This window comes from Dongia rigui (assembly GCF_034044635.1).
Taxonomy (GTDB): domain Bacteria; phylum Pseudomonadota; class Alphaproteobacteria; order Dongiales; family Dongiaceae; genus Dongia; species Dongia rigui.
The window spans coordinates 558,405-571,972 of the sequence record NZ_JAXCLX010000002.1 but is presented as its reverse complement, the minus strand read 5'-3'; the positions used below and the strand labels follow the sequence as shown (position 1 = coordinate 571,972).

Below are 13,568 nucleotides of genomic sequence, written 5' to 3'. Positions count from 1 at the left end.
CGTTACGACGCCGTCTTGCCGCGACCCGTGCCCTTGGCCGTAAGTTCGCCGGGACGCAGGGTCTGGGCCAGCTTGTCGAGGACGCCATTGGTCATCCCCGTTTCCTTCTCGCCAAAGAAGGCATCGGCCACGGCGAGGTATTCGCTGATCACGACCTTGGGCGGCACGTCCTGGCGGTGGGCCAGTTCGAAGGCGCCACAGCGCATGACGGCGCGCAGGATCGATTCCAGGCGCTCGACGCTCCAATCCTCGGTGAGAACGGCCGACAGCATGTCGTCGAGTTCTTCAACGCCGGCCGACACACCGCGCACCAGCTCGGCAAAGAGCTTGCGGTCGGCCTTCGGCATTTCCGCGTTCTCGGCGGCCTTGCCCAGACGATGGGTGCCGAATTCCGCGATGACCGCTTCGGGCCGAGCCCCGGTCTGTTCCCATTGATAGAGCGCCTGGACGGCCGCGAGCCTTGCGGCGCGGCGCTCCAAGGCCAGTTGCTGGCTGCGTTCTTTGGCGCTCGGTTGCTTGTCGTCGCTCACGTCAGGCGCCCAGCTTCTTGCGAAGGTCAATCAGGCTCAAAGCCGCCAACGCCGCCCCGCCGCCCTTGTCCAGCTCGTTGGCCTTGGCACGGACCCAGGCCTGCTCGTCATTCTCGCAGGTCAGGATGCCGTTGCCGATGCACAAGCCATATTCGGTGCCGAGGTTCATGAGGCCGCGGGCGCTCTCATTGCAGACCGTATCATAATGCGTGGTCTCGCCACGGATGACGCAGCCCAGGGCCACATAGCCGTCGAACCGCTTCGGGTCAGCCAGATGCGCGAGGCGTATCGCAATCGGGATCTCCAGGGCGCCCGGCACGGCGACGCGTTCAAAGGTGGCGCCGGCGGTCTCGAGGGCCGCTCTCGCACCCTCCCAGAGCGCGTCCGAAAGGTCTTCGTAGAAGCGCGCTTCGACGACCATGATATGCGGTTTGTCGGTCATAATTCCTAAACTCTGAACTTGGGTTGCGCGCCTTTTAGCGGCTTCGCTGCCGTAGGTCGAGGGTGCTTAATTGCCGTCCTGCCCGAGGAGCCTCGCCACATACCTGGCAATGAGGTCGATCTCGAGATTGATGCGGTCGCCAGCCTTCGCCTTGCCGAGGTTGGTCGCCTCTTGGGTGATCGGGATCAGGCAGACGCCGAATTGGCGACCGCGCACCTCGTTGACCGTCAGCGACACGCCGTTGATCGTCACCGAGCCCTTGGATGCGATGTATTTTGCTAGATTTTCAGGGACTTCGACGGTGAGGAAGAGACTTCCCTTGTCATTCACCGCCTGGGCGATGGTGCCGATGCCATCGACATGGCCAGCGACGATGTGGCCGCCCAACTCATCGCCCACCTTGGTCGGACGTTCCAGGTTGATACGGTCGCCGACTTTCCAGTCTTTCAATGTGGTTACAGCCAATGTCTCCTGTGCTGCTTCAAAGGCGAACCAGCCCTTGCCCTTTTCCACCACACTGAGGCAGCAGCCATTGCAGGCGACCGAGGCACCGAGGGCGATGTCGTCGGTATCGAAGCTGGTGGCGATCTCAAGGCGCGTGACGGCGCCAGCTTTGAGCGCGCGCAAGGTGCCGAGATCGGCCACTATGCCAGTAAACATGCTTGATAATCCGTAGGTTAGAATCTGGTCTTCAGCCAATACCGCAGTCTGGGCGAGAATACAGCGCGACGCTGTCCGGGCCGACCCGTTGCTCGGACAAGAGCTTGAATCGGCTGATCCGGTCAAGCTCGCCCCGTCCCAATTCGCCAATACCAGCCATGCCGTCATTGCCGATCACGAAGGGCGCCTGGAACCAGGCGATGCGGTCGACGAGGTCTTCCTTCAGCAAATTGGTGGCCAGCGTGGCGCCGCCTTCGACCAAGACCCGGGTCAGTCCCCGTGCCCCCAATTCCATGAGAACGCTTCGCAATCGCGCAGAATCAGACCCCTCGACATGCAGCAAATTCGACATCTCCGGGCGTGCCGGATGACCCGGCTTGGTGACCACCCAAGTCGGAAACCGATCCTGGTCCGCAAGCAGTTTTGCGGTCGGTGGAATCCGCAGCCTGGTGTCGAGGACGATCCGGATCGGCGAGCGATCTTCAAGACCCGGCAGCCGACAGGTCAGTTCCGGGTCGTCGGCCAGCACCGTGCCGGACCCGACCATGATCGCATCATGGGTCGCCCGCAATTGATGTCCTGCAGCGCGGGCTCCCGGGCCGGTGATCCATTTGCTCTCGCCCGACAGTGTCGCGATGCGGCCATCGAGGGTGGTGGCGAGCTTCAGGGTGACGAGTGGGCGGCCGAGTTTGATCCGGGTGAAAAAGCCGGCATTGCTCTCGCGTGCCTCGGCCTCGAGCACGCCTTCCGTGATCTCAATCCCAGCCGCCTTGAGGATGGCGATGCCACCGCCGGCGACGCGCGGGTCCGGATCGCCGGTGGCGATGACGCAGCGTTGGATCCCGGCTGCCACAAGCGCTTCGGCACAGGGCGGGGTCTTGCCATGATGGGCACAGGGTTCCAGGGTCACATAGGCGGTGGCGCCGCGTGCCTCGCTGCCGGCCTGGACGAGCGCTTGCGTCTCAGCATGCGGCCGGCCGCCGGGTTGCGTGTACCCGCGCCCCACCACGCGCCCGTCTTTCACGATGACGCAGCCGACGGACGGGTTTGGCCAGGTGCGGCCAAGATTGCGCCGCCCAAGCCCCAGCGCCGCGCTCATATGAGCGCGGTCGAGGTCTGTATCCGCCTTAGTCGTTCTCGCCACCGAGCTTGCCGATGAAGGTCTCGAAATCCTTGGCTTCGCGGAAGTTGCGATAGACCGAGGCAAAGCGGACATAGGCCACCTTGTCGAGGCTCGCCAAAGCGTCCATGACGGCCTCGCCGATCATCGACGTGGGCACTTCGGTTTCGCCAGAGCTTTCAAGGCGCCGGACGATGCCGTTGACGACGCGCTCCAAGCGCTCGGCATCGACCGGGCGCTTTCTGAGCGAGGTCTGCATGGAGCGCATCAGCTTGTCGCGTTCGAAGGGTTCGCGCTGCCCATTGCTTTTCACCACCACAAGCTCGCGCAGCTGCACGCGCTCGAAGGTCGTGAAACGGGCGCCGCAATTGCCACATTGGCGCCGGCGGCGGATCGCGGCGTTGTCGTCGGTCGGCCGCGAATCCTTCACCTGGGTATCTTCATTGCCGCAAAATGGGCAGCGCATTTGTCCCCTCTTCCCCCTCTAGGCCCGATTACCGCTTCGGATAGATCGGGAACTGACGGCACAAGGCTTGAACTTCCTTGCGCACTTCAGCTTCCGTCGCCGCGTTGGTGTCGGGATTGGCCGCGAGCCCATCCAGCACGCGGCAGATCAGTTTGCCAATCTGACGGAATTCCGCCGTACCGAAGCCGCGCGTCGTCCCCGCCGGCGTACCCAGACGGATACCCGAGGTGATCATCGGCTTTTCGGTGTCGTAGGGAATGCCGTTCTTGTTGCAGGTGATGCCGGCGCGGTCGAGCGCATGCTCGGCAGCCTTGCCGGTCAGTTTCTTCGGCCGCAGATCGACCAGCATCAGGTGGTTGTCCGTACCGCCCGTCGTGATGGCATAGCCGCCTTCGATGATGGTCTCGGCCAGCACCTTGGCGTTGTCGATGACTTGCTGCGCATAGACCTTGAAATCGGGCTTGAGCGCTTCGCCGAAGGCCACGGCCTTCGCCGCGATGACATGCATGAGCGGACCGCCCTGCAGGCCCGGGAACACGGCCGAATTGATCTTCTTGCCGATCTCTTCATCGTCGGCCAGGATCATGCCGCCGCGCGGACCGCGCAGGGTCTTATGCGTCGTGGTGGTGACGACATGGGCATGCGGGAACGGGCTGGCATGCACGCCGGCAGCGACCAGACCGGCGAAATGGGCCATGTCGACCATGAAGACGGCGCCGATCGCATCGGCGATCTTGCGGAAGCGCGCGAAATCCCAGAAGCGCGGATAGGCCGAACCGCCGGCAAGGATCAGCTTGGGCTTGTTCTCCAACGCCAGTTTCTCGACCTCGTCCATATTGATGGTGAGGGTCGCGGGATCGACGGTGTAGGAAACAACCTTGAACCACTTGCCTGACTGGTTGGCGGGCGAACCGTGGGTGAGGTGACCACCGGCCGCGAGGTTGAGGCCCATGAAGGTATCGCCCGGCTGCAGCAGTGCCATGAAGACGGCCTGGTTGGCCTGTGCACCCGAATGCGGCTGCACATTGGCGAATTTGCAATTGAACAGCTTCTTGGCGCGCTCGATCGCCAATTCTTCGGCGATGTCGACATATTCGCAGCCGCCGTAGTAGCGGCGCGAGGGATAGCCTTCGGCATATTTGTTGGTCAGCACCGAACCCTGCGCTTCCATGACGGCGCGCGAGACGATGTTCTCGGAAGCGATCAGCTCGATCTGATCGGCCTGACGGGTGAATTCCTTGCCGATCGCCTCGAAGATCGCGGCATCCTGGTCGGCCAGCGACTTGTCGAAGAAACCCGGCATCGGCTTGTAGTTCTTGGTGTCCTTGGTCATTCCCTTAACCTTTCTGAGGCCATCTTCCGGCGCCCTGGGCTGCCGGTCTTGCAAAACCTGACCCTATCCGCTGGTTTTAGCAGAATTTGGCGACGCGATTTTGGTGACGGCCCCCTTCGAATTCTGTCTCAAGAAACACGCGCAAACAGTCTTTAGCGACATCGGGGCCGGTCGTCCGGCCGCCCAAGCACAAGACATTGGCGTTATTGTGCTGGCGCGACAGCTTGGCGGTGAGATGGTCATGGCAGAGCGCCGCCCGCACATGCTTGTGACGGTTGGCGGCCATGGAAATGCCGATCCCGGAACCGCACACCAGCACACCGCGCGCAACTGTGCCGGCCCGGAGCGTTTCGGCCATCTTCAGCGCAAAATCGGGATAGTCGACCGAGGCGGGACCGTCGGTGCCGAGATCCACCACCTCGAAGCCCAGCCTTTCCAGTTCCGGCTTCAGCTGAACTTTGAGGTCATAGCCCGCGTGGTCGCTGGCAATTGCAATCTTTTCAGCCATTTATGCTGCTATCCGCCCCGGCCCAATATACAAGACGCCCAAACCCGCCGGTTTGGGCGGGTTCAGGCCGGGCGCTACCATATAGCCGGGCTGGGGTCGCCAACAACCACAAACTATGCCGCTAATTGGCAAAAATCGGCTTATTGCCGGAGCGCTAGGCCGTCCTGCCAGACATACCAGATGTAGTCAGCATGGGTGAGGTCGCCCTTGTCGTCCCAGCTGAGCTCACCCAAAACCGTTTTGACGCTGTTCTGGCGCAGATAGGCACCGATCGCCTTGGCGTCGACACCCTTGGTGGCTTCGGCCGCCGCCGCAAAGACCTGAACCGCGGCGTAGGCATTGAGCGTTTCGTTGGTGGGCTCGCCACGGCCATCGGCGCGGAACCTGGCTACCAGATCCGCCGCCTCCGGCCGCTCGGCCGCCGGCGCCGGATTGGTAAATCGGACGCCGCTGCCGCGCATTTGGGAGAAGGACCAGAACTCGGGATTGCTGAGCACATCCGGCCCGATGATCTCGACATCGATCTTGGCGACGCGCAACGACCAGGTCAGGCGCCCGATATCGTCGTGATAGGCGGCCACATAGATGGCGCTGGGCTTCAGATCCTTCAGTTTGGCGATGAGATTGGCGTAGCTGGTCTGGCCCTGCACGAACTCCCCCACCATCGAGCGCACGCCGAGCGCCTCCAGCCGATTGCGCACATGCCGCGCGATGCCCTGACCATAGGCGCTGTTGTCGCTGAGCACGACAATCGGCCCGCCGGCATGAGCCTTTGCCAGCCAATCGGCCGCAAAGTCGCCCTGCATCTCGTCGCGCCCGACGACGCGCAGCAGGGTGGTGATGTGGCGCTGGAACGCAATGTCGGTCACGAGACCGTTGGTGACGGACGGCGTGATCTGCAGAACCTCGGCCGGGCCATAGATGTCCGACCCTTCGATCGATGAGCCGGAACAGAAATGGCCATCGACGAAGACGACGCCTTTCTGGACCAGTTCCTTGGCCGCGTCCTCGGCATCCTGTTTGCCGCAATGGTCGTCCGCAACCTCAAGGACCACCTTGCGCCCCAGAATGCCCCCCGCCGCATTGAGATCGGCGACGGCAAGTTCGGCACCGCGGCGCATCTCCAACCCGTATTGCTGTAGATCACCGGTCATGGGGCCAGCGACGCCGATGACCACACGGTTGTCATCGGCAGCAGCCGCGCGCGCCGCCACCGCGTTGGCGTTGACCTTGGCCGCAGCGGCCTCGATTTCGGCTTGGGTCGGGCCGCTGGGGCCAGCACAAGCGGCCAGCAGCAGGCTCGACATCAACGACGCGACGAACAGACGGCCGACAGTCACGATCTTGGAACCTCAGGGCTTCTCACCGGGTGTTACGATTAATGAGCGATCGGGTCGGACGCAAGGCCTCTTACGTGCCCTTGCCGTCATGAATCGGTCACGGCCCATTTTGATCTAGGTCAGGGTTGGAATCACCGCCGCCGCCGAACATGGCACCGGACCAATGCAAATTGAACGGAGAAGACCATGGCCAAGATGAAAGCCGCCATTTTCGTGGAACCGGGCCGGATTGTGCTCGATGAGAAGCCCATACCCGATGTGGGCCCGCTCGACGCGCTGATTCGGATCACCACGACGACGATTTGCGGCACGGATGTCCATATCCTCAAGGGCGAGTACCCGGTCCGCAAAGGCCTGACCGTCGGCCATGAACCGGTCGGCATCATCGAGAAACTGGGGTCGGCCGTGCAAGGCTATCAGGAAGGCCAGCGCGTCATCGCCGGCGCCATCACACCCAGCGGCCACAGCAACGCGTCGTTGTGCGGCTGCCATTCCCAGGACGGTGCCGGCACGGCCCATGGCTGGAAACCGATCGGCGGCTGGAAGTTCGGCAACACCATCGACGGCGCGCAAGCCGAATATGTTCTGGTGCCGGATGCCATGGCCAATCTGGCGCCGGTGCCGGATGGCCTCAGCGACGAGCAGGTCTTGATGTGCCCGGACATCATGTCGACCGGCTTCAGCGGCGCCGAGAGCGGCAAGGTGCGCATTGGCGATGTCGTCGCCGTTTTCGCCCAAGGACCGATCGGCCTCTGCGCCACGGCGGGCGCCAAGCTGTCCGGCGCTACCACAATCATCGCCGTCGACAGCATCGCCAAGCGTTTGGAGATCGCGCGGCATATGGGTGCCGACCATGTCGTCAATTTCCGCGAGACGGATCCGGTCGAGGCGATCATGCAGATCACCAATGGCCGGGGCGTCGATGTCGCCATCGAAGCGCTGGGAACCCAGGCGACGTTCCAGGCATGCCTCAGCGTCTTGCGTCCGGGGGGCACACTCTCAAGCCTTGGCGTCTATTCCAGCGATCTCACCATTCCCTTGGGCGCCTTTGCCGCGGGCCTGGGCGATCATAAGATCATCACCACGTTGTGCCCAGGCGGGAAGGAGCGCATGCGCCGGCTGATGGAAGTCATCAAGTCGGAGCGACTGGATTTGAAGCCGCTGGTGACGCACCGCTTCAAGCTCGATGACATCGAAGCCGCCTACGACCTGTTCGCGCATCAACGCGACGGCGTGCTGAAAGTGGCGATTGCGCCCTAAGCGCGAAGCGCACCAAACCACAAAAACAAAAGCCCGGGCATGACGCCCGGGCTTTCTTCATCGGCTCGGTTGAGCAGATGTTTAGTTCAGGGGTTCCTGAACGGCCTTGCCGTCATGATAGACGTACCAGGCGTAGTTCACTTTGGTCAGGTCGCCCTTGGCATCCCAGGTCAGGTCGCCGATCGCGGTCGGGATCGGCCCCGAACGCAGGGCTTCCGCAACCTTGGCGCCGTCAGTCGAGCCGGCTTTGGTCGCCGCAGCGGCCCAGGCCTGGATCGCGGCATAGGAGTTCAACGTGTAGCCTTCCGGCTCGTAATTGTCGGCACGGAATGCCGCAACCACGTCCTTGGCGGAGTCGAGATTGACCGCCGAGGCGCCGTCGCTGTAACGCAGGCCTTCGCCGGCCGGACCGGAGATCGACCAGAACTCGGCCGTGTTGAGAGCGTCGGCCGAGATGAACGCGGCTTCGAGGCCCTGCTCACGCGCCTGACGAACCATCAGACCCACGTCGTTGTGGTAGCCACCGATGTAGACGGCGTCGATCTTGGCGTCCTTCAGCTTGCTGATGAGCGCCGAGAAGTCTTTCTCCTTCGCGGTGTAGGTATCGCGGACCGCGATCTTGCCACCCGAGGATTCGAAGTTCTTCGCCGTCTCGTTGGCGAGGCCCTGACCGTAAGCCGACTTGTCGTCCAGAATGGCGACGTTCTTGCCGGTGTAGGTCTTGGCGAGCCACGGACCAGCGAAGATGCCCTGGGCATCGTCACGACCGCAGGTGCGGAACACGGTGGTGACGCCCTTGGCGGCCATGTCTTCGGTGAAAGCCGGGTTGGTCGAGGCCGGGGTGATCTGCACGATGCCTTCTTCAGCGTAGACTGCCGAAGCCGGGATCGACGAACCCGAGCAGAAGTGGCCGGCGACGAATGCGACGCCCTTCTTCACGAGGTCGTTGGCAACCTGCACGGCCTGCTTCGGGTCGCACTGGTCGTCACCGATTTCGAGCTTCAGCTGTTCGCCGTTCACGCCGCCCTTGGCGTTGATGTCGGCAACTGCCTTTTCCGCGCCGCGCTTCAGCTGTTCGCCGAAAGCCGCGAGTTCGCCGGTCATCGGACCAGCAACGGCGATGGTGATGTCAGCCTGGGCCGACGACACGCCACCAAACGCGCCGATAGCCATCACGGCGGCAAGCGCCGTCGAGCCAATCAGAGTCTTGAACATTGATCCCTCACATAAAGCCTGAATGTTTCACTTACCCCTGCGGTCTTCCGCCGCCCGGTTAAGCTGGGCAGCATCTTCCCGCCTTAATTCAGCCGGGTCAATGCAATCCGGCTGCAAAACTCCGTGATCCACCGTTCCGCCGATTAACCCGGCGTTTTGTCGGACTTAACCCCCGGTTGCAGCCTTATCGCGCCAGGAGAACAGCCCGTTGCGTTCGTAAAGCCAGGGATACTGGGTGACCATTTTGCGGACCTGGGTCAGGCGATAGGCCAACAGAGCGAAGCCGATGATGACCACTGCATTAAGCAGGATCCCACCGATGTTGAAAGGCGGTGCCTGGAACAGCGTCGCGGCGAAGAACCGCTCCACCGCCACGAGCAAGGCGCCATAGACGACGTTCTGCCAGACCGGGCGCCAGGTCTCAGCGATCGCCTGCCCCATCAGGAACGAGGCGCCGCCGAAGATGATGACGGTGAGGAAGAGGAAAACGAGCACTTCTTTCATCTCAATGCCCCCCTTCCAGATAGGCCGCCCGAACTTCGGCATTGCTCAGGAGTTCCTGGCCAGTGCCGGACAGCGTGATGACACCGTTCACCATGACATAGCCGCGATGGGCGAGCTTCAGCGCGTGATTGGCGTTCTGCTCGACCAGGAAGACAGTCATGCCCTGCTGCTGGTTGATCTCTTTGATGGTCGAGAAGATCTGCCGCACGATGATCGGGGCAAGACCCAGCGACGGTTCATCCAGCAGCAGCAGGCGCGGCCGGCTCATCAGCGCGCGGGCGATGGCCAGCATCTGCTGCTCGCCGCCGGAGAGCGTGCCACCGCGCTGGGTGGCGCGTTCCTTGAGGCGGGGGAAGATCGTGAAGACGCGTTCGAGATCGCCCTCGAAATATTGCGGGTCGGCGGTGATCGCCCCCATGCGTAAGTTTTCCTGCACGCTCATGCGCGGGAAGATGCGGCGCCCTTCCGGCGACTGCGCAATGCCGAGACGCATGATCTCGTAGGTCGGCAACTGGGCGATGTCCTTGCCCTCGAAGACGATGCGGCCCGACCGCGCCCGCGGCGTGCCGCAGATCGTCATCAGCAAGGTCGACTTGCCGGCACCGTTGGCACCGATCAGCGTCACGATTTCGCCCTGGTTGATTTCCATATCGATGCCTTTGAGCGCCTCGATATGGCCGTAGAAGGTGTGAACGCGGGAGATCGTCAGCATCGCGCCCACCTATTCCGTATCTTCTTCGCCGAGATAGGCACGAATGACCGCGGGATCGTTGCGGATCTCCGCCGGTGTGCCATCGGCAATCTTGACGCCGTAATCCAGCACGACGATGTGGTCGGAAATGCCCATCACCACGCTCATGTCGTGTTCGATCAGCAGCAGGCCAATGCCGAACTCATCGCGGATCGAGAGCAAGAGCGCATTGAGCTCGCCCGATTCCTTCGGGTTAAGACCGGCTGCCGGCTCATCAAGGCAAAGCAGAACGGGCTGGGTGCACATGGCACGCGCGATCTCAAGTCGGCGCTGATCGCCATAGGGCAAGCTGCCGGCCGGCTCGTCGGCAACACGTGTCAGCTTCACGCGCTCCAGCCACTCCACCGCCAGTTCCTTGGCCGCTGCTTCCGCCTGGCGGAAGGACGGCAGGCCAAGGAGGCCCAGCACCGTCCAGCCCGAGGCATGCATCAGCTTGTTGTGCTGCGCCACCATCAGGTTCTCCAGCACCGACATGCCCGAGAAGAGCCGGATATTCTGGAAGGTGCGCGCAACCCTCGCCTTCTGGCCGATGCGGAACCCATCCATGCGCTCAAGGAGATAGGGTTCGCGATCTTCAGCCTGCAGCGCAATGCGCCCCACCGTCGGCTTATAGAAACCGGTGATGCAGTTGAAGAGCGTGGTCTTGCCAGCGCCGTTCGGACCGATAACGCCGGTGATCTGGCGTTTCTTGGCCTGGAAGCTGACATCGTTGATGGCCACGAGGCCGCCGAAGCGCATGGTCAGGCGCTCGACCTCGAGCAAGGTATCAGGGGCGGAAATCATGGGCGCGTTCATTTCGTCGCCCCCGCCGTGGTCGGTGGCAACGCCTTCTTCTTCCCGTGCAGTTGGATGGTCGGCACGCGGAACGACAGCAGGCCTTTGGGGCGCAGCAGCATGATCAGCACCATGACGGCGCCGAAGACCAGCATGCGATAGAGCGACAGTTCGCGCAGCACCTCCGGCAGACCGATGAGCAGGATCGCCGCCAAGGCGACACCCACCTGGCTACCCATGCCGCCGAGCACGACGATGGCAAGGATCACGGCTGATTCGATGAAGGTGAAGCTTTCCGGGCTGACGAAGCCCTGACGGGTGGCGAAGAATGAACCGGCAAAGCCAGCGAACATTGCCCCCAGCGCAAAGGCGGTCAGCTTGGTGTTGGTGGGATTGATGCCGAGCGCCCGGCAGGCAGTCTCATCCTCGCGCAGGGCTTCCCAGGCACGGCCGATCGGCATCTTGCGCAAGCGGATCGTCACGAAGTTGGTGATGAGCGCCAGTACGATGATGACGTAATAGAGGAAGTAGATGCGGTGCACGGTGCTGAAGTCGAGCCCGAACAAGGTGTGGAAGGCCAGTTCCCCCTCCTTCGGATTACGTTCGAACGGGATGCCGAAGAAGTCGATCTTGGCGATGTTGCCGAGGCCGTTGGGGCCGCCGGTGAACCATTGCCAGTTGATGAGCACGATGCGGATGATCTCACCGAAGCCGAGGGTCACGATGGCAAGATAATCGCCCCTCAGGCGCAGAACAGGAAAACCGAGCACCACGCCGAAGGTCGCCGCCATGGCGCCCGCAATCGGGAGGCTTTCCCAGAAATTGAAGCCGAGATCGATAGAGAGCTTGGCATAGGTATAGGCACCGACCGCGTAGAAGGCGACGTAACCGAGATCGAGGAGGCCAGCGAGGCCGACCACGATGTTGAGACCCCAGCCGAGCATGACATAGGTCATTACCAGAATGAGGGTGTCGACCAGCTTGCGATCGCCCCAGGGCGTCCACGGAATGATGAGCGCAATGACGATCAGCAGCGGTCCCAGGACACTGGAGAGATTTTTGGCGATATGCGCCTGTCGCGCCTCGGCTGCTTCACGGACTTCCAGCGTGTGGAGGCCAACCGCCTTCTTGCGACGTGCGCGGGCGCCTGCCACCAGCACGAAGAACGCGCCGATGCCGAAGATCACGTTCACCATCGGCTGCTCGAAGGGCAGGATATCCGGCTGCAACGGATCGGCGGTGACGAAGAATTCGCCATAGACCGGCAACTCGAGCACGCCCAGTACGCCGGGAATGAAGAGGTAGATGAAGCCGAGGGCACCGCCAACGATGGCCGGCAAAGTCCGGTCGAACCGGGTCAGCGTCATCAGGAAACGGCCGGCCGGAATCAGAATCACGGCCCACAGCACATCGCTGTAGCGCGTGACATAGCTCATTGGCTGGCCCTGAAGGACCTGGGTCTGATAGCCGATCATCAGCCAGCTCAGCAGGAAAACCAGGATGGCGGCGAAGACCGCATCCTTTGCCGCTTCGACAAGCGGAGACGGCGCCTTGGGACCAGCGGAAAGGGTCGTGTCAGTCATGGCGTCAGACCTTTTCCACTTCAGGTCGCCCAAGGAGGCCGGTCGGGCGGAAGATCAGCACCAGGACCAGCACGCCAAAGGCCGCGACGTCTTTATATTCGGCAAAGAAATAGGCCGACCACATCGCCTCGATGAGGCCGAGCAGCACACCGCCGAGCATGGCGCCGGGAAGCGAGCCGATGCCGCCAAGCACCGCCGCGGTGAAGGCTTTGATGCCGGCGAGGAAGCCCATGTAGAAATCATTGTTGCCGTAATAGAGGGTCACCATTGTACCGGCGATGGCGGCAAGGCCGGCTCCCATGACAAAGGTCATGGAGATGGTACGGTCGACATTGACGCCCAAGAGCGAGGCCATCTTCATGTCCTGCTCGCAAGCACGCTGCGCACGGCCCAGCGAGGTGCGTGTAATGAGGAGCGTGAAGCCCGCCATCAGCACGACGGTGGCCAGGATGATGATGATCTGCATCCAGCCTAGCTGAACGGTAAAGCTGCCGTCGCTGCGGGTCATCAAGGGCACGCCGCCGCTGATGATCGATTCAATCGGTTTGGGGCGCGGGCCCTGCACCAGCTGCACGTAGTTCTGCAGGAAGATCGACATGCCGATAGCGGTGATGAGGGGGGCAAGACGCGGTGCGCCACGCAAGGGTCGATAGGCGATGCGTTCGACTGTCCAACCGTAGGCCGCGGTCAGGATCATGGAGACCACGAGCATCAGCAGCAATTGCAGCGGCACCCATGAAATGCCGAGCGTGCCGCAGAGCAGGAACACGATCATCGCCTGGAAGGCGCCGATCATGTAGACGTCGCCATGGGCGAAGTTGACCATGCCGATGATGCCGTAGACCATCGTGTAGCCGATGGCGATGAGACCGTAGATGGATCCGAGCGTGAGCCCGTTGATCAGCTGCTGCAGGAAATATGGAAACCAATCCATCTCGCGCGCAGTCTCCTCTGCTCTGGGCCTTTTGGGCCCGCCTTGAGCAGCACACCTTACGTCAGCGGTCGGATTGGCAATGCCCAAACCAGCGCGCGCGATCGAACCCAATAGGAATCGATCCGGTAGCACCGACGTCACGTCAAAC

At 62.4% G+C, this 13,568-nt stretch carries 14 protein-coding genes and 1 pseudogene; 1 reads left to right on the top strand and 14 read right to left on the bottom strand.

The genetic code is table 11. The annotated features are described in order from the left end of the window. Window positions 1–2: 2 nt before the first annotated feature. The 8 genes and pseudogenes from nusB to SMD31_RS14120 form a co-directional block, all read right to left on the bottom strand. Window positions 3–530: a transcription antitermination factor NusB gene (gene nusB, locus SMD31_RS14155; protein WP_320501547.1), complete on the bottom strand. Its 528-nt coding sequence runs from the start codon at window positions 528–530 to the stop codon at window positions 3–5. A 1-nt stretch (window position 531) separates the two neighbouring features. Continuing rightward, window positions 532–978: pseudogene (locus SMD31_RS14150) on the bottom strand (6,7-dimethyl-8-ribityllumazine synthase); the annotation flags it as partial. Window positions 979–1,038: 60 nt separating this feature from the next. Beyond that, complete coding sequence (locus SMD31_RS14145; RefSeq protein ID WP_320501546.1) at window positions 1,039–1,632, bottom strand: riboflavin synthase; 594 nt, start codon at window positions 1,630–1,632, stop codon at window positions 1,039–1,041. 31 nt (window positions 1,633–1,663) lie between these two features. After that, window positions 1,664–2,776, bottom strand: a complete 1,113-nt coding sequence (gene ribD, locus SMD31_RS14140; protein ID WP_407652141.1) for a bifunctional diaminohydroxyphosphoribosylaminopyrimidine deaminase/5-amino-6-(5-phosphoribosylamino)uracil reductase RibD — start codon at window positions 2,774–2,776, stop codon at window positions 1,664–1,666. Then, window positions 2,760–3,218: a transcriptional regulator NrdR gene (gene nrdR / locus SMD31_RS14135; RefSeq protein ID WP_320501545.1), complete on the bottom strand. Its 459-nt coding sequence runs from the start codon at window positions 3,216–3,218 to the stop codon at window positions 2,760–2,762. The genes ribD and nrdR overlap by 17 nt, the downstream gene beginning before the upstream one ends. 28 nt (window positions 3,219–3,246) lie before the next feature. Beyond that, entirely contained in the window at window positions 3,247–4,521 is a 1,275-nt protein-coding gene (gene glyA / locus SMD31_RS14130; RefSeq protein WP_320501851.1) for a serine hydroxymethyltransferase, read from the bottom strand. 106 nt (window positions 4,522–4,627) lie between these two features. After that, on the bottom strand, window positions 4,628–5,059 hold the full coding sequence (rpiB, locus tag SMD31_RS14125; RefSeq protein ID WP_320501544.1) for a ribose 5-phosphate isomerase B: 432 nt from the start codon (window positions 5,057–5,059) through the stop codon (window positions 4,628–4,630). Window positions 5,060–5,199: 140 nt separating this feature from the next. Then, window positions 5,200–6,399 carry a branched-chain amino acid ABC transporter substrate-binding protein gene (locus SMD31_RS14120; protein WP_320501543.1) on the bottom strand — a complete coding sequence of 400 codons (1,200 nt, stop codon included), beginning with the start codon at window positions 6,397–6,399 and terminating at the stop codon, window positions 5,200–5,202. Between the two features lie 186 nt (window positions 6,400–6,585). On the opposite strand from SMD31_RS14120, the gene SMD31_RS14115 reads away from it, so the two are divergent. Then, on the top strand, window positions 6,586–7,659 hold the full coding sequence (locus SMD31_RS14115) for an NAD(P)-dependent alcohol dehydrogenase (protein ID WP_320501542.1): 1,074 nt from the start codon (window positions 6,586–6,588) through the stop codon (window positions 7,657–7,659). A gap of 81 nt (window positions 7,660–7,740) precedes the next feature. Here SMD31_RS14115 and SMD31_RS14110 read toward each other — a convergent pair whose 3' ends face one another. The 6 genes from SMD31_RS14110 to SMD31_RS14085 all read right to left on the bottom strand — a co-directional run bounded on the left by SMD31_RS14110 (window position 7,741) and on the right by SMD31_RS14085 (window position 13,420). Then, window positions 7,741–8,874, bottom strand: a complete 1,134-nt coding sequence (locus tag SMD31_RS14110; RefSeq protein WP_320501541.1) for a branched-chain amino acid ABC transporter substrate-binding protein — start codon at window positions 8,872–8,874, stop codon at window positions 7,741–7,743. 165 nt (window positions 8,875–9,039) lie between these two features. Further along, window positions 9,040–9,378 (bottom strand): DUF6867 family protein, encoded by a 339-nt coding sequence (locus tag SMD31_RS14105; protein ID WP_320501540.1) that lies wholly within the window; start codon window positions 9,376–9,378, stop codon window positions 9,040–9,042. A 1-nt stretch (window position 9,379) separates the two neighbouring features. Further along, window positions 9,380–10,090: an ABC transporter ATP-binding protein gene (locus SMD31_RS14100; RefSeq protein WP_320501539.1), complete on the bottom strand. Its 711-nt coding sequence runs from the start codon at window positions 10,088–10,090 to the stop codon at window positions 9,380–9,382. 9 nt (window positions 10,091–10,099) lie between these two features. After that, the gene (locus tag SMD31_RS14095) at window positions 10,100–10,924 is read right to left on the bottom strand and encodes an ABC transporter ATP-binding protein (protein WP_320501538.1); all 825 of its coding nucleotides are present in this window, start codon (window positions 10,922–10,924) and stop codon (window positions 10,100–10,102) included. Then, complete coding sequence (gene livM, locus SMD31_RS14090) at window positions 10,921–12,486, bottom strand: high-affinity branched-chain amino acid ABC transporter permease LivM (protein ID WP_320501537.1); 1,566 nt, start codon at window positions 12,484–12,486, stop codon at window positions 10,921–10,923. Before livM ends, SMD31_RS14095 begins: the two co-directional genes overlap by 4 nt. 4 nt (window positions 12,487–12,490) lie before the next feature. Next, on the bottom strand, window positions 12,491–13,420 hold the full coding sequence (locus tag SMD31_RS14085) for an ABC transporter permease subunit (RefSeq protein ID WP_320501536.1): 930 nt from the start codon (window positions 13,418–13,420) through the stop codon (window positions 12,491–12,493). Window positions 13,421–13,568 lie beyond the last annotated feature (148 nt).